14 protein-coding genes are annotated in these 15,685 nt (G+C 46.7%); 13 read left to right on the top strand and 1 reads right to left on the bottom strand.

The annotated features are described in order from the left end of the window. Positions 1–110 precede the first annotated feature (110 nt). From CEQ32_RS11045 to dinB, 12 genes are all read left to right on the top strand, one after another. Entirely contained in the window at positions 111–1,445 is a 1,335-nt protein-coding gene (locus CEQ32_RS11045; RefSeq protein ID WP_037415063.1) for a Na(+)-translocating NADH-quinone reductase subunit A, read from the top strand. Continuing rightward, positions 1,445–2,644 carry an NADH:ubiquinone reductase (Na(+)-transporting) subunit B gene (locus CEQ32_RS11040; protein WP_037415023.1) on the top strand — a complete coding sequence of 400 codons (1,200 nt, stop codon included), beginning with the start codon at positions 1,445–1,447 and terminating at the stop codon, positions 2,642–2,644. Before CEQ32_RS11045 ends, CEQ32_RS11040 begins: the two co-directional genes overlap by 1 nt. Then, positions 2,637–3,425, top strand: a complete 789-nt coding sequence (locus CEQ32_RS11035) for a Na(+)-translocating NADH-quinone reductase subunit C (protein ID WP_037415022.1) — start codon at positions 2,637–2,639, stop codon at positions 3,423–3,425. Before CEQ32_RS11040 ends, CEQ32_RS11035 begins: the two co-directional genes overlap by 8 nt. Next, positions 3,425–4,057 carry an NADH:ubiquinone reductase (Na(+)-transporting) subunit D gene (locus CEQ32_RS11030; RefSeq protein WP_037415013.1) on the top strand — a complete coding sequence of 211 codons (633 nt, stop codon included), beginning with the start codon at positions 3,425–3,427 and terminating at the stop codon, positions 4,055–4,057. Before CEQ32_RS11035 ends, CEQ32_RS11030 begins: the two co-directional genes overlap by 1 nt. 5 nt (positions 4,058–4,062) lie before the next feature. After that, entirely contained in the window at positions 4,063–4,671 is a 609-nt protein-coding gene (nqrE, locus tag CEQ32_RS11025) for an NADH:ubiquinone reductase (Na(+)-transporting) subunit E (protein ID WP_006080469.1), read from the top strand. A 46-nt stretch (positions 4,672–4,717) separates the two neighbouring features. Then, positions 4,718–5,974, top strand: a complete 1,257-nt coding sequence (nqrF, locus tag CEQ32_RS11020) for an NADH:ubiquinone reductase (Na(+)-transporting) subunit F (RefSeq protein WP_037427058.1) — start codon at positions 4,718–4,720, stop codon at positions 5,972–5,974. Positions 5,975–6,072: 98 nt separating this feature from the next. Next, entirely contained in the window at positions 6,073–7,131 is a 1,059-nt protein-coding gene (locus CEQ32_RS11015; protein ID WP_037415060.1) for an FAD:protein FMN transferase, read from the top strand. Between the two features lie 11 nt (positions 7,132–7,142). Beyond that, positions 7,143–7,367, top strand: a complete 225-nt coding sequence (gene nqrM, locus CEQ32_RS11010) for a (Na+)-NQR maturation NqrM (RefSeq protein ID WP_011071354.1) — start codon at positions 7,143–7,145, stop codon at positions 7,365–7,367. Between the two features lie 238 nt (positions 7,368–7,605). Then, positions 7,606–8,079, top strand: a complete 474-nt coding sequence (bfr, locus tag CEQ32_RS11005) for a bacterioferritin (RefSeq protein WP_069453372.1) — start codon at positions 7,606–7,608, stop codon at positions 8,077–8,079. A 9-nt stretch (positions 8,080–8,088) separates the two neighbouring features. After that, the gene (gene bfr, locus CEQ32_RS11000; RefSeq protein WP_088586012.1) at positions 8,089–8,556 is read left to right on the top strand and encodes a bacterioferritin; all 468 of its coding nucleotides are present in this window, start codon (positions 8,089–8,091) and stop codon (positions 8,554–8,556) included. Positions 8,557–8,853: 297 nt separating this feature from the next. Then, positions 8,854–10,857: a methyl-accepting chemotaxis protein gene (locus CEQ32_RS10995; RefSeq protein WP_069453370.1), complete on the top strand. Its 2,004-nt coding sequence runs from the start codon at positions 8,854–8,856 to the stop codon at positions 10,855–10,857. 174 nt (positions 10,858–11,031) lie between these two features. Continuing rightward, on the top strand, positions 11,032–12,111 hold the full coding sequence (dinB, locus tag CEQ32_RS10990; protein ID WP_069453369.1) for a DNA polymerase IV: 1,080 nt from the start codon (positions 11,032–11,034) through the stop codon (positions 12,109–12,111). Positions 12,112–12,280: 169 nt separating this feature from the next. Here dinB and CEQ32_RS10985 read toward each other — a convergent pair whose 3' ends face one another. Continuing rightward, positions 12,281–13,744 carry an aminoacyl-histidine dipeptidase gene (locus CEQ32_RS10985; protein ID WP_037427053.1) on the bottom strand — a complete coding sequence of 488 codons (1,464 nt, stop codon included), beginning with the start codon at positions 13,742–13,744 and terminating at the stop codon, positions 12,281–12,283. A gap of 218 nt (positions 13,745–13,962) precedes the next feature. On the opposite strand from CEQ32_RS10985, the gene CEQ32_RS10980 reads away from it, so the two are divergent. Beyond that, complete coding sequence (locus tag CEQ32_RS10980; protein ID WP_037427051.1) at positions 13,963–15,501, top strand: peptidase M17; 1,539 nt, start codon at positions 13,963–13,965, stop codon at positions 15,499–15,501. Positions 15,502–15,685: the final 184 nt, after the last annotated feature.

The following is a 15,685-nucleotide window of genomic DNA, read 5'->3' as shown; positions in this document are numbered from 1 at the left end:
TTTCTGTGATAAATCTGCGCTAGCTCAATGCAGTAGGTTTTGTTTAAAACCTACGTATTTAGCAGGAACGCGGCGCATTGTCTTTCCTTCAAAACGTAGTGCTTGTGGATATGATTACAATTAAGAAAGGATTGGAACTGCCTATAGCAGGCGGACCAGAGCAAGTTATCCATAATGGCCCAGCCATTAAACATGTAGCTACTTTGGGTGAAGAGTATATTGGCTTACGTCCAACGATGAAGATCAAAGTGGGCGATAAAGTACAAAAAGGTCAGGTGATTTTCGAAGATAAGAAAAATCCTGGCGTAAAATATACGGCTTTAGCCAGTGGTACTATATTAGACATTAACCGGGGCGCCCAGCGTGTGCTGCAGTCTGTTGTTATTCAAGTGGAAGGTAACGAAAGCGTTTCCTTTGCTAAGTATGACGCCACTGCTCTTGATACGCTTGACTCGCAACTGGTCCGTGACAACCTGATTGAGTCAGGTTTATGGACTGCATTGCGTACTCGTCCTTTCAGCAAAGTGCCAGCCGTAGATTCTTCTGCTGCGGGTATATTTGTAACCGCCATTGATACGCAACCCCATGCTGCCGATCCCGTTGTGGTGATCCGCGAGCATAAAGAAGATTTTGCTAATGGTCTTAAAGTCTTAGCAAGACTAACCGAAGGTAAAGTTTACCTTTGCAAAGCGCCTGGCGCCGATATTCCTGCTGCTAATGCCCAAGTTGAAGAATTTGCCGGTGTTCACCCTGCAGGTCTTGTTGGTACTCATATCCATTTCCTACTTCCAGCTTCTGCAAAACGTACTGTTTGGCATGTCGGTTACCAAGATGTAATAGCCATTGGTCAGCTATTTACGACGGGTCAACTGAATACCGAACGTGTGGTTGCAATTGCCGGTCCTAAAGCAGCTAAGCCACGTTTGGTTCGCACTGTTTTAGGTGCAAGCATGACTGAGTTGACTGCTGGCGAAACCTTAGATGGTAACGTGCGTTTCATTTCAGGCTCTGTGCTGAATGGCCGTACTGCAGTTGGTCCTCAAGGATATTTAGGCCGTTACCATATGCAGGTCAGTCTGCTTGAAGAAGGTACTGAAAAAGAATTTTTGGGTTGGGTATTGCCTGGCGCCAACAAGTTCTCTATCACTCGCGCATTCCTTGGTCACTTAAGCTCTTCTCGTTTGTTCAATATGACAACGAGCACTGGTGGCTCGGACCGTGCAATGGTGCCAATCGGTAACTTTGAGCGTGTAATGCCTCTGGATATTCTTCCTACAATGTTACTGCGTGACCTGATTTCGGGTGACTTTGACGGTGCGGCTACCCTAGGCGCGTTAGAGTTAGATGAAGAAGATCTCGCACTGTGTACGTTCGTATGTCCAGGCAAATATGACTACGGTTCATATCTGCGTGACTGTTTAGATACGATCGAGAGGGAAGGCTAATGAGCTTGAAAGATTTTTTCGAACGTATTGAACCCGACTTCGAGAAAGGCGGTAAATACGAAAAGTTTTATGCCCTATTCGAAGCGGCATACACCATTTTTTATACGCCAGGTAAAGTGAACAAGGGAAAAACCCATGTTCGCGATAACCTTGACCTAAAACGTATGATGATTACGGTTTGGGCCTGTGCATTTCCCGCGATGTTCGTCGGTATGTACAACGTAGGTTTACAAGCACAACTCGCATTAATTGCCGGTTTTGCGACCCCAGATGTATGGCAAGTGAGCTTGTTTGGCATGTTCGGTACTGAACTGACAGCAAACTCTGGTTGGCCAGCATTAATGTGGTATGGCGCCTGTTTCTTCCTACCTATCTACGCAGTGACGTTTGCTGTCGGTGGTATTTGGGAAGTGTTGTTTGCCTCTATCCGCGGTCATGAAGTTAACGAGGGTTTCTTCGTTACCTCTATCCTGTTCGCCTTAACTTTGCCAGCAACGATTCCATTATGGATGGTGGCACTAGGTATCACCTTCGGTGTGGTTGTGGCTAAGGAAGTGTTCGGTGGTACAGGGCGTAACTTCTTAAACCCAGCGCTTGCCGGTCGTGCATTCCTGTTCTTCGCTTACCCATTGAACATGTCTGGTGACACTACATGGGTTGTGGCTGACGGTTACTCTGGTGCGACTGCACTGAGTCAAGCTGCTGCGGGCAATTTGGATTATGCCTTCAACCAAAACTGGTGGGATGCGTTCTTCGGTTTCATTCCAGGTTCTGTCGGTGAAGTGTCTACGCTAGCGATTCTTTTAGGTGGTTTGGTCATCATCTATACCCGTATCGCATCATGGCGCATCGTGGGTGGTGTAATGCTGGGTATGATTGCCATTTCTACGCTGCTGAACGTTGTGGGTAGCGACACTAACCCAATGTTTGCAATGCCTTGGTACTGGCACTTAGTGTTAGGTGGTTTTGCATTTGGCATGATGTTTATGGCGACTGACCCAGTGTCTGCGTCATTCACTAACCAAGCTAAATGGGCATACGGTATCTTGATTGGTGCAATGGCTGTGTTTATCCGCGTGATTAACCCTGCGTTCCCAGAAGGCATGATGTTAGCGATTCTGTTTGCTAACTTGTTCGCGCCATTGTTCGACCACTTCGTGGTTCAGGCAAATATCAAGCGGAGGATTGCTCGTGGCTAGTAATAGAGATTCGTTCGGAAGAACGCTATTTATCGTCGTTGGCTTATGTCTAATTTGTGCGATATTTGTGTCGACTGCGGCAGTATTACTGCGCCCAACTCAAGCAGAAAATAAACTGCTTGATAAGCAAAAGTACATTCTGGAAGCTGCGGGTCTGATTGACACTAAAGCCGGTAAAGTGACTAAAGCGCAAATTTTGGAAACTTACGGTAAGCATATCGAAGCTAAGTTAGTTAACTTAAAAACTGGTGATTGGGTTGAAGGTGTTGACGCCAATACATTTGATCAACGCAAAGCGTCTCGCGATGTGAAAACCTCATTTGTACCTGAAAACGATATCGCTTCAGTTAAGCGTGTTTCAGAAGATGCAGTGGTTTATCTGGTTCGCGACGATCAAGGTAAGTTAACCAGTGTGATCCTGCCTATCCATGGTTATGGCTTGTGGTCGACTATGTATGCTTTCCTCGCGTTAGATGCTGATCTGAACACGATTCAAAGCTTAGTTTACTACGAGCAAGGCGAAACCCCTGGTCTGGGTGGTGAAGTCCAAAACGCTCAGTGGAAAGCGAAATGGCATGGTAAAAAGTTATTTGATGCGCAAGGTAATATTGCGATCAGCGTAACCAAAAACCCCGCTGTTGCTAGCACTGAATACGGTGTAGATGCATTATCCGGCGCGACTCTGACCAGTAACGGTGTTCAACACTCTCTGACGTTCTGGTTAGGTAAAGAAGGTTTTGCGAGTTTCATTGAAAAAGCACGCAATGGAGGTCTCAGCTAATGTCTGACGCTAAAGAACTGAAACAGGTTCTGACTGGACCTATCGTCAACAACAACCCGATTGCATTACAAGTCCTTGGTGTATGTAGTGCGTTAGCGGTAACGAGCAAGCTCGAAACTGCACTGGTAATGGCGTTGGCATTAACTGCGGTAACAGCGTTTTCGAACCTGTTTATCTCAATGATCCGTAATCATATTCCTAGTAGCGTACGTATTATCGTGCAGATGACCATTATTGCCTCTCTGGTAATTGTGGTTGACCAATTGCTGCAGGCTTATGCTTATCAGATTTCTAAGCAGTTATCGGTATTCGTGGGTCTTATCATTACGAACTGTATCGTAATGGGACGCGCTGAAGCCTATGCGATGAAAACACCACCAATGATGAGCTTTATGGATGGTATCGGTAACGGTTTAGGTTACGGTGCGATTCTGTTAGCCGTTGGCTTCGTGCGTGAACTGTTTGGTAACGGTTCTCTGTTCGGTGTTGAAATCCTGCACAAGATCTCTGATGGTGGTTGGTATCAACCAAATGGTTTGCTATTACTGCCACCAAGTGCGTTCTTCCTAATCGGTATGCTGATTTGGATTATTCGTACCTATAAGCCAGAGCAAGTTGAAGCAAAAGGGTAATTGAGATGGAACATTATATTAGCCTGTTAATTCGCTCTGTTTTCATCGAAAACATGGCACTGGCCTTCTTCTTAGGTATGTGTACTTTCTTAGCGGTATCAAAGAAAGTGACTACCGCGATGGGCCTAGGGATTGCGGTAGTTGTAGTGTTAACTATCTCTGTTCCTGCTAACCAAGTTATTTACCAAGGGCTGTTAGCGCCTGGCGCACTGGCTTGGGCTGGTGCACCTGAAGCTGACTTAAGCTTCTTGAAATTCATTACCTTTATCGGTGTGATTGCGGCTTTAGTTCAAATTCTGGAAATGGCACTGGATAAGTACTTTCCTCCTTTGTACAACGCGTTAGGTATCTTCTTACCTCTGATCACTGTGAACTGTGCGATTTTCGGTGCGGTATCATTCATGGTTGAGCGTGACTACAAACTGGGCGAAAGTGTGGTGTTTGGTTTCGGCTCTGGAGTAGGTTGGGCATTAGCTATCGTATTGATGGCCGGTATCCGTGAGAAGCTGAAGTATGCCGATGTGCCCAATGGCCTGCGTGGTTTAGGTATTACCTTTATCACCGCTGGTTTAATGGCCTTAGGTTTCATGTCGTTTTCTGGTGTGTCTCTGTAAGAGACACCAAACGGCTTCTTGAATTGGACCTTCTAAGGATAAGTTAATGGATATTCTTGGTATTTTTAAATCTACTCCGCTTGAGGTTTACCTCGGTGTGAGTATGTTTACTGCTATCGTCCTAGTCTTAGTGTTAGTGATTTTATTCGCTAAATCTAAGCTAGTGTCTAGCGGTGACATCACGATCGGCATCAACGACGATCCTGAAAAAGCGATTACAACCGGTGCCGGTGGCAAGCTGTTAGGCGTGCTGGCGAACAACGGTATCTTCGTATCGAGTGCCTGTGGTGGCGGTGGTTCTTGTGGCCAATGTCGCGTAGTGGTTAAGTCTGGCGGCGGTGATATTCTGCCAACAGAATTGGACCACATCAGCAAGGGTGACGCCCGTAAAGGTTGTCGTCTGTCTTGCCAGGTGAACGTTAAGAACGACATGGAAATCGAGCTTGACGAAGAAATCTTCGGTATCAAGAAGTGGGAATGTACTGTTATCTCTAACGATAACAAGGCTACCTTCATTAAAGAACTGAAGCTGCAAATTCCTGATGGTGAATCTGTTCCGTTCCGTGCGGGTGGTTACATCCAGATCGAAGCGCCAGCACACCATGTTAAATATGCTGATTTCGACGTACCAGCAAAATACCGTGGTGACTGGGAGCACTTTGGTTTCTTCAATCTTGAATCTAAAGTTGACGAAGAAACGATCCGTGCTTACTCAATGGCTAACTACCCAGAAGAGTTCGGCATCATCATGTTAAACGTGCGTATCGCAACGCCACCTCCACGTAACTTGAGCTTACCATGCGGTAAGATGTCATCTTACATTTGGAGCCTAAAGGCTGGCGATAAAGTTACTATTTCTGGTCCATTCGGTGAATTCTTCGCGAAAGATACCAATGCAGAAATGGTGTTTATCGGTGGTGGTGCGGGTATGGCACCAATGCGTTCACACATTTTCGACCAACTGAAGCGTCTGAAGTCTAAGCGTAAGATGAGCTTCTGGTACGGTGCACGTTCTAAGCGTGAAATGTTCTACGTAGAAGACTTTGACGGCTTAGCGGCTGAAAACGACAACTTCGTATGGCATGTGGCCCTGTCCGATCCTCAACCTGAGGATAACTGGGATGGTTACACAGGTTTCATCCATAACGTATTGTATGAAAACTACCTGAAAGACCATGAAGCGCCAGAAGATTGTGAGTTCTACATGTGTGGACCTCCAATGATGAACGCGGCCGTGATCGGTATGTTGAAAAATCTTGGTGTCGAAGACGAAAACATCCTATTGGATGACTTCGGCGGCTAATGTGAATTAGCCCAAGGTGAGAAGAGTTGCAGATGTGGAGTAAAGCTCTCATCTGCAACTTTTGCATTAAAGGGCATCCAAAAGAGTTGTTAGTCACTATGTTTAAAACCCTAGCGTTAAAAACCCCTGTGTTAAAAACCTCAGTGTTGAAGCATTCAGTGAACTGGCTGGTCCTTGTAGGTCTAGCCTTTTTTATTTCAGCCTGTAGCAAACAGGATGAGGTTATCTCCCTCGCGGGTAGCACAATGGGCACGACTTACCATATTAAAGTGGTTCCTAATGAGCAAATGCCTACGGCCCAGCTATTGCAGGCCGAAATTGACCTAGCCCTAGAGCAAGTCAATAACCAGATGTCGACCTATCGACCTAATTCAGAATTGTCCCGTTTCAACCAGTTACCGCTTGAGCAAAGTGTCGAAGTGTCGCCGGATACTGTCAAAGTGGTTAAAGAAGGCATGCGTTTGTATCACGTGACAGACAAAGCCTTAGACATTACCTTAGGGCCGCTGGTGAACTTATGGGGATTTGGCCCCGATAAGCGCCCAACCAAAGTGCCGACTCAAGCCGAGATTGATGCAGCTAAGGCTAAAACGGGTATCAGTGAGCTTTCTATCGAAGGCAATCGCTTAAGCAAGCATAACGCCCATTTGTACGTGGATTTGTCATCTATCGCCAAGGGCTTTGGCGTTGATAAAGTGGCTACTATTTTAGATAAATATCACGCAACGGGTTACTTAGTTGAAATTGGTGGCGAGCTGAGCATTAAAGGCACCAAAGGCGATGGCAGTTCGTGGCGTGTCGCCATAGAGAAGCCGACCGATGAGGGCATGGCGGTACAGCAGGTGATAGAACCGGGCACTATGGCCATGGCGACGTCGGGGGATTACCGCAATTATTATGAGGAAGAAGGTCAACGTTTTACCCATATAATCGATCCGCGTACCGGTTTGCCTATCAATCATAAGTTAGCATCTGTGACCGTTTTGCATAAAGAATGTATGACGGCCGATGGTTTTGCGACGGCGATGATGGTTTTAGGCACAGAAGCGTCATTGGAGCTTGCCAAGAAAGAACACTTGGCGATAATGCTAATAGAAAAGCAAGGCGAAGGATTTAAAGTCTACTACAGTGACGCCTTCAAGCCTTTCCTTAAGTAGTTGGAGTTAACATGAGCACTTTTATCGCGGCATTTGTGATTTTATTACTGTTCTTTTTGCTTATGTCGATAGGTTATCTCATCAAGCGCAAAGCCGTGGAAGGAAGCTGTGGCGGTTTAGGTGTATTAGGGATTGAAAAAGCCTGCGATTGTGATGATCCCTGCGACAAGCGTAAGCGTCGTATGGCCGCTGAAGAAGCGCGCCGAGCGAAGTTAACCAAAGACCGGATCATTTAATTATCCGCTTCAACTAAAATAGCCTCCTCTGGAGGCTATTTTTTTGCCTCAAATTTAGCATCGTTAAAATTAATCCCTGATATATGAGGAGGATAGCGGGCTAATCTAAGCGATAATGAGAATGCTTTTTATCTTTAAGTTTATGAAAAATAAAGAAAATTTGAGTTGGGTTGAAAACTGTACTAGGCTAGAGGCTTGATTTAGATCAATCTTTCACTCATATCAAGGATAGTTACTTATGAAAGGTCATCCTAAAGTGGTGGGACAACTCAATCGGGTACTTACCTGTGAGTTAACGGCCATTAATCAATATTTTCTCCACGCCAGAATGTTCAAACATTGGGGCCTCGAGAAGCTAAATCACGTCGAATACAAAAAATCCATCCAAGATATGAAGCACGCCGATAAGCTTATCGAGCGGGTATTATTTTTAGAGGGATTACCGAATCTGCAACAGCTCGAAAAACTGCGTATTGGCGAGCACACTCAAGAGATGCTCGATTGCGATTTAGCCATGGTGCAGGAACAACTCACACTGTTGCGGGATGCCATTAGCCTCTGCGAAGCCGAGCAGGATTTTGTCAGTCGTGATCTGCTCGAAGATATCCTTGAAGATGAAGAAGAGCATTTAGATTGGCTCGAATCGCAGCAGGAGCTGATTAGCTTAACCGGCATTCAAAACTATCTTCAATCGCAAATTAGTGAGTCATAGGAGCTGAATATGAAAGGTGATAAAGAAGTCATCGACGCGTTGAATCGACTCCTAACGGGAGAATTATCGGCGATGGATCAGTATTTTGTGCATGCTCATATGTACGAAGACTGGGGGCTGAACGAACTCTATCAGCGTATTGCCCACGAGTCGGATGATGAAAAAGGTCATGCGGCCAAACTGGTACAGCGTATTTTATTTCTCGAAGGCGTGCCGAATGTGGCCGCACGGGAAGCGCTCAATATCGGTTCAAACGTCGAAGAGATGCTGCGTAACGATTTGGCCTATGAATACAAGGTGGGCGATGATTTACGTAAGGTGATTGCCCTGTGTGAGTCGAAGAAAGATTACCAAACCCGTGAGATCTTAGAAGTCTTACTCGACGATACCGAATCCGACCATATGTATTGGTTAGAAAAACAACTCGGTTTGATTGACCGTATTGGTTTAGCGAATTACCTGCAAACTAAGATGTAATAGCGTCAGTAGCGCGGCTCAAACACTCAGGCCAGTCATTCCGTGACTGGCTTTTTTATTGGGATTTTGAGTATTTGGTCTAACATTCTGTAAAAGTTAGTGATAGTAATGGGATCTTCTGATGGAAGTCCTTTGTTTAGTGATTCCTATTATTTGCTAATGTCTTTTCTTTACAAATACTTGTTTACGTTTTTTCTCATCATTTCGGCTGTTGTTGGCGGGTAAAAATTGTTACCGTGTGAAACTGTTTTTGCATGATTTTTTGTTAAGTGGTTGATCAGCCAGACGGGAAGATGAATGAGATATATAAAACGTTCTCTAAGTTTGCAGTTAGTGGTCACTATCGTCGGTGCCCTTGCTGTACTTCTTACTTTAGTTGCTGCTTTGCTCGTGAATAAAGAAAGTAATAACACACGTAAGCAAGTGGATGCGGACATTTCGGCGCTCGTAGCCTTAAAGGCCAATGAGATTGGTGGTTATTTTGTGGCTAAGGGGCAAGTGATCCACTCAGTATTTGCCGAGCCAGGGCTTATCAACTGGTTTAGCCAATACCATGCCCGTGGCAGTAACTTAGCCAATGATCAGCAGTATCAAGATATTATTCGTTATTTCCGCTCGTTTTCCGACCGTGATAGCGATGTGAAGTCAGTGTTCTTCGGCTCGGCAAATACCTTTGAATATTTCGACCTCAATGGCCGTTTCGATGGCGATCCAAACTATTACACCAATAAACGTCCTTGGTGGCAGGAGGCTATCGATCAGCGCGGCCTATTTGTGGGCGATCCTGCGGTCGATGCCAACGATGGCTCGATTTCGGCCACAGTTAAAACCCCAGTCTATGGCGCCAATGGTGAGCTGATTGGGATTGGTGGTATGGATATTCTAATCGATACCATTGGCAAAACCCTGTTAGCGCCAATCAAATACCGCAATTACGGCCAAGCCTTCCTGATGACGGACGAAGGTAAGCTGGTTTATTTCCCTGGATTCTCGGATAAATTCCCGCCGGGCTCACTTGCGAATCAAATCGATAACCAGTTTAAGGACACCTCAGGCTTTACCGCCTTAAGGCAGCAAATGCAGCGCGAAGCGAAGGGCTTTGCCGAAGTCACCTTTAACGGAGTGCCGCAGCGGGTAACCTTTGTGTCCGTGGGCGGCGATTATCCAAAGCAGAAATGGCACTTAGCCTTTATGTTGCCCCATGAGGTGATTGAAGCGCCTGTGACCGAAGCCTTTTGGAATGCCTGTTTTGTTGCCTTAGGAATTATGCTCTTGGTTGGCATCACAGTATGGTTGATGTTGTTGCCCTTTAGACGCCAGCTTGGCAAATTGCTGGATGCTATGGAAGACATTGCTGAGGGTGATAGTGATTTATCCCAACGCATTTTAATGGAGCGCGAAGATGAGTTAGGCAAGCTGGGTGATGCCTTCAACCGCTTTGCCGAAAAGGTGCAGCAGATGCTGCTGCATACCCGACATCTTACTCAAGAGGTTGGCACCGGGGTGATGGATGCGCGCCAAGTGTGCGATCTAGCCGTCTCTTCAGTGTCGTCGCAAAAACAACAAATCGATTCAGTGGCCACGGCCGCTACCCAAATGGCGCAGACGAGCCAAGAAATGGCGATTAGCGCTCAACGGGCGAATGATTTTGCCGAAAAGGCACAGACTCAGGCCCATGACGGTACTCAAATTGTGTCCCGCGCGACCGAAGGCATGAAGGCATTATCGGTTCAAGTGATTGAGGCGGCTAAAGTCATCAAGGAGTTACGTAGCAGCTCAGAGCAAATTGGCGAAGTGTTAAGCGTAATCCGCAACATTGCCGACCAAACCAACTTGCTGGCGCTCAATGCGGCCATTGAGGCAGCGCGGGCGGGTGAGCAAGGCCGAGGTTTTGCTGTGGTGGCCGATGAAGTGCGAACTCTCGCATCCCGCACCCAAGATTCTACCGCCAACATTCAAGGGATTATCCAAACCCTGCAGCAGAGCGCGCTACAAGCCGAGCAGGTGATGGAGTCTGGGGTTGAGCAGGCAAGGGTCGGACAAGACTTGACCACACAAGTGGAGCAAGCCTTAAGTGATATCGCCAGTGCGATTGTGTCGATTCAGCAGCAAACGGTGGAAATTACCGTGGCGATAGGCCAGCAGGCAGTGGTTGCCGATGAAGTGGCGCAAAACGTGGTGAGCGTGCGTGGTTTATCCGATCAATCCCTATTGTCAAGCCAAGATCTCTCCCAAAGTCTACAAGGATTTGAGCAAGCAACTCGAGAACTGACACGTAATATTGGTCAATTTAAAATTTAAACGCTGTTGTTTTAAAACCAAAGGAGCCTTAGCGCTCCTTTGGCTTTTTTGGGAATGTTATGCTTGGATAAGGATGCTTGAGTCGATAGATGAACTTCGCGACTGCGTAAATATGTCCTAGATACTTGATTGCTGTTTTTATATACAGTATTTTGGGTGTTGGAGGAACCTTTAGTGCGAAAAATCATTCATGTTGATATGGATTGCTACTTTGCTGCGGTGGAAATGCGAGACTTTCCCGAATACCGTGGTAAACCGCTGGCCGTTGGTGGTAGCCGTGAGCGGCGAGGGGTTATCAGCACCTGTAATTACGAAGCGCGCCGATTTGGTGTGCGCTCTGCTATGGCAACGGCTTATGCGCTTAAACTGTGCCCTGACTTAATCCTTGTCCCCGGTCGAATGCAGGTCTATAAGGAGGTATCGCAACAAATTCGCGCTATCTTCTCTCGATATACTGAATTGATTGAACCCCTCTCCCTCGATGAAGCCTACTTAGATGTTAGCGATTGCAAGCTGTTTAAGGGCTCTGCAACTCTGATTGCAGAAGCGATTCGCCATGATATTTTGGCCGAAACAGGGCTTACTGCTTCGGCTGGCGTTGCTCCTGTTAAATTCCTCGCCAAGGTGGCCTCTGACTTAAATAAACCTAATGGTTTGTATGTTATTTCGCCCGACAAGGTTCCTGAGTTTATTAAAACCTTATCCCTACGCAAGATCCCCGGTGTGGGGAAAGTCACCGCAGAAAAACTTTCCTCTTTAGGGTTGAATACCTGCGGCGATATACAAACTTATCCAAAACAAGACCTTATTACTCGTTTTGGCAAATTTGGTGCTGTATTAATTGAAAGATCCCATGGGATTGATGAGCGTGGGTTATCAGTGAGTCGCGAGCGTAAATCTGTCGGCGTTGAAACTACGTTGGCGCAGGATATTTACAGCCTCGAGCAGTGCCAGCAGGTAATGTCGGGATTAATACAAGAGTTATCAACTCGCCTAAGTCGTAGTGCCAAGGATCGACAAATCCATAAGCAGGTGGTGAAGCTTAAATTCAGTGACTTTAAACAGACCACAATCGAGCATCGCAGTGACGAGGTATCCATAGTGATGTTTTATGAGTTACTGAGCCAAGCAATGGCAAGGCAAGAGGGCCGTGGAATTCGATTACTCGGGATTTCTGTTGGACTCGCCGAGAGTAAAGATACGCTTCAGCCAATCATGGCTCGCGAGACTAAGCAGTTGGATTTGGTATTTTAATATCAATCTTACTGGGCGGATCTCGCTCAGCGCTAATCAAACCTAACTTAGTTAACGCGATAATAAGCCTTACGCAGTGCATAAATAAAAGGTACAAAAAGACCGCATTGGTGAACTCTCTGCGGCCTTTGTCATTTAAGTCTGCTTAGTGACTATTCATCTGTAGCGACTATTCACCTTTAGCGGGAATGCGCTCTAGCACGGCTAATAGTAGATCCCAGTATTGACCAACGGTGGTGATATTGACCATTTCATCTGGGCCGTGCGGATAACGGATGGTCGGGCCAATCGACACCATGTCCATTTCTGGATAGGGCTTTTTAAACAGACCACATTCAAGGCCGGCGTGGATCACCATAATAACCGGTTCTTTATTGTAGATTGACTCATAGGTCTCACGCACAATTGCCATTACCGGCGAAGTGTTGTCTGGCTTCCAACCCGGGTAAGCACCGCTAAGTTCAATATCTGCACCCGCTAAGTTGGTTAACGCAGTAAGCATGCCTTCAACTTGGCTACGGCCAGAATCGATGAGCGAGCGAATTAAGCAAAGAATGCTGACTTCTTCATCGTTAGTGCTGATCACACCAACGTTGAGTGAGGTTTCGGTTACGCCAGTTACTTCATCACTCATGCGCATTACCCCGTTAGGGCAAACATGCAATAAGTCGATAAGGGTATTTTGGCTGTTTTCGCTCATCACGCGTTTTGGCGTTGGGATTTCGCTCAATACTAAGCGCATATCTGGGTCGGCAATGGCCAGCTCGGCGCGGACTAAGGCTTCAAAAGCACGCACTTTTTCATTCAGTGCATCGACATTTTCAGCAGGTAACATAAAGCTGATATTGGCTTCGCGTGGGATAGCATTACGCAGTGAACCACCGGTAAATTGGGTTAACTCTAGGGCTAATTCATCGGCATTTTCGAACAGGAAGCGCGCCAAAATCTTGTTGGCGTTGCCACGACCCAAATGGATGTTGACCCCAGAGTGACCACCTTTTAAGCCCGATAAATGCAGGCTAAATGATGCATAACTTTGCTCCGACGCTTGCCATACCATAGGCAAAGTGATCTGAGCATCGACACCGCCAGCGCAGCCCATGTAGATCTCACCTTCTTGCTCTGAGTCGGTGTTGATCAGGATCTCGGCATCAAGCATACCTGCTTGTAGTCCAAAGGCGCCTGTCATACCGGCTTCTTCGTCAATGGTGAGCAGTACTTCGAGTGGACCGTGTTTGATGTCATCTGAGCCTAAAATCGCTAAGGCCGATGCCATACCAATGCCATTGTCGGCGCCTAAGGTTGTGCCTTTGGCTTTTACCCAGTCACCGTCAACATAGGCTTCGATAGGATCTTTGGTAAAGTCATGCACTTTGTCGGCATTTTTTTGCGGCACCATATCGATATGGGCTTGGATCACAACGACTTTACGATCTTCCATTCCCGCAGTTGCGGGTTTGCGAATGATTAAATTGCCGACGGCATCTTCTACTACATCGAGTTGCTTGCTCTTAGCCCAGGTTTGGATGTGTTGGCTGAGTGCTTGTTCATATTTGGAAGGGTGGGGAATTGCACAGATTTGTTCGAACCATTGCCATAAAGGCTGTGGGTATAACTGACTTAACGCTGTCACAGAAGGTCCCTCATCAGGTCTTGTGGGTATGGGGCAAATTTGCGCTAATCCTAACACATTCTGCTCGGGCGATTAATCATCTCGATAACTCCGTGTGCGTTTGTGGCAGCGAAAGTTGCCACCCTCTGTATTTTCGATAGTGGCAAAGCGATTTTTTGATTGGTAATTAAGCGTTATAGCGGGAATAATGCTGGCACAATAATGAAAAAGGATGGGTCATGTTTCAAGTTAACTTTATTGATGTACAAGCAGAAAATTCCATTTTTGATGGCGAAGGTTGGGATGCGGTTGTGGTGGTCACACCGGATCTCGTTTCTATCGGAATTGATGAGATCAGTTTGTTGGCCGAGCACGGTGCTAAGGTCGATAAGCGGGTTGGTAAGAGCCCGACGTTACTGTTTGCCCCCGGTTTAGCCGGTGGCCGTTTAATCATAGCGCCCGTCACTCAAGTGACTGATGATTATGCCGATGTGCGTATTTATGGCGATGCGGCAAGAGCCGCGATTGCTATCGCCAAAGACGCGGGGGCTAAGCGTCCGCTGCTTTATGTTGTTCCTTCAGCAACCCCTAAGTTTGGTTTTGCGACCGAAGTCGCGGCGTTGGCCTGTGGTCAAGAATTATGGCAAACCTTAGAGTTACGTGAGGCGACAGGTTTAACGCCGGCCTTTGAAGCGATAGGTTTATTGTCGTTATCATCTGAAAAGAGTCAATTGCTCAACGCATTAGAAGCTGGCCGTGTGTTGGCAAGAGATTTATGTGGTACTGAGCCTGAGCGTATGTCGGCGAAGGCCTTTGCTGAATATTGTTTGCAAGCCTTTAAAGGCAGTGTGATTAAAACCGCATTGGTGGAAGATCGGGATATCCTTGAACGGGATTATCCGCTGTTAAGTGCGGTGGCGCGTTCTTCCTTTGCTGTTGGCCGGCATCAACCGCGGGTGGTGAAACTCGAATATCTGCCCGACGGTGAGATTACTCGTACCTTCTTATTTGCTGGCAAAGGCGTGGTCTACGATACGGGCGGCGCCGATCTGAAAGTGGGCGGCGCAATGGCAGGCATGAGCCGCGATAAAGGCGGCGCCGCTGCAGTGGCTGGGTTATTTAAAACCTTGTCTATGCTTAAGCCTAAAGGGATCCGCGTAATTGCCGAACTGGGTTTAGTGCGTAATAGCATTGGCAGCGAAGCGTTTGTCACCGACGAAATTATCACCAGCCATGCGGGCGTGCGGGTACGCATTGGTAATACGGATGCGGAAGGGCGCTTAGTATTGGCAGACCTGTTAAGCCATCTACGGATCAAAGCAGTAACGGCTGTTAAGCCTGAGCTGTTTTCGGTTGCGACGCTCACGGGACATGTGGTGCGCTGCTACGGTAATTATCCCGCAGCGATTGAAAATGCGGTCGCTAGTGGTGCACTGTGCGCGCAGACACTTGCGTCACAAGCGAGCCACTGGGGCGAACCCTTTGAGGTTTCCACATTACGCCGTGAGGATTTTGCCAAGATCCGCGAAGTGTCTGGGGCGGCTGATATTTTATCTTCAAACAATGCGCCGTCTTCAGTAACTGCCCGCGGGCATCAATATCCTGCAGCCTTTCTACTTAAGGCGTCAGGTCTGTTTGAACACGGTGTTAATGCCGCTATTCCTTTAGCTTACACACACTTAGATATTGCGGGCAGTGCAACTGAGGGCGATCCGCTCTACGGTAAACCCACTGCCAGCCCCTTGGTTAGTTTGTATCAATATCTGATCAATCGTTAACGAAATAACGTAACAAATAGAAATAATTCTGTAATATCTTATTTATTAGGTGGTTACAGGGTTATTTCTGTTTTTATGTGATGCAGGTCGCCAATATTTTTGATGGTTTGTGTAATTTAATTACATTAAAAAGCCTTAATCAAAATAAATACAAAAAAAGCTTGTAATAAAACTACGAAAACAT

Source organism: Shewanella sp. FDAARGOS_354 (assembly GCF_002209245.2).
Lineage (GTDB): Bacteria > Pseudomonadota > Gammaproteobacteria > Enterobacterales > Shewanellaceae > Shewanella > Shewanella xiamenensis.
This window is presented reverse-complemented; position numbering and strand designations above follow the sequence as displayed.

Bases quoted from the DNA above. Each gene is read 5' to 3' on its own strand.
- CEQ32_RS11045 (WP_037415063.1), top strand. From the start codon at position 111: ATGATTACAATTAAGAAAGGATTGGAACTGCCTATAGCAGGCGGACCA.
- CEQ32_RS11040 (WP_037415023.1), top strand. From the start codon at position 1,445: ATGAGCTTGAAAGATTTTTTCGAACGTATTGAACCCGACTTCGAGAAA.
- CEQ32_RS11030 (WP_037415013.1), top strand. From the start codon at position 3,425: ATGTCTGACGCTAAAGAACTGAAACAGGTTCTGACTGGACCTATCGTC.
- nqrE (WP_006080469.1), top strand. From the start codon at position 4,063: ATGGAACATTATATTAGCCTGTTAATTCGCTCTGTTTTCATCGAAAAC.
- nqrF (WP_037427058.1), top strand. From the start codon at position 4,718: ATGGATATTCTTGGTATTTTTAAATCTACTCCGCTTGAGGTTTACCTC.
- CEQ32_RS11015 (WP_037415060.1), top strand. From the start codon at position 6,073: ATGTTTAAAACCCTAGCGTTAAAAACCCCTGTGTTAAAAACCTCAGTG.
- nqrM (WP_011071354.1), top strand. From the start codon at position 7,143: ATGAGCACTTTTATCGCGGCATTTGTGATTTTATTACTGTTCTTTTTG.
- bfr (WP_069453372.1), top strand. From the start codon at position 7,606: ATGAAAGGTCATCCTAAAGTGGTGGGACAACTCAATCGGGTACTTACC.
- bfr (WP_088586012.1), top strand. From the start codon at position 8,089: ATGAAAGGTGATAAAGAAGTCATCGACGCGTTGAATCGACTCCTAACG.
- CEQ32_RS10995 (WP_069453370.1), top strand. From the start codon at position 8,854: ATGAGATATATAAAACGTTCTCTAAGTTTGCAGTTAGTGGTCACTATC.
- CEQ32_RS10980 (WP_037427051.1), top strand. From the start codon at position 13,963: ATGTTTCAAGTTAACTTTATTGATGTACAAGCAGAAAATTCCATTTTT.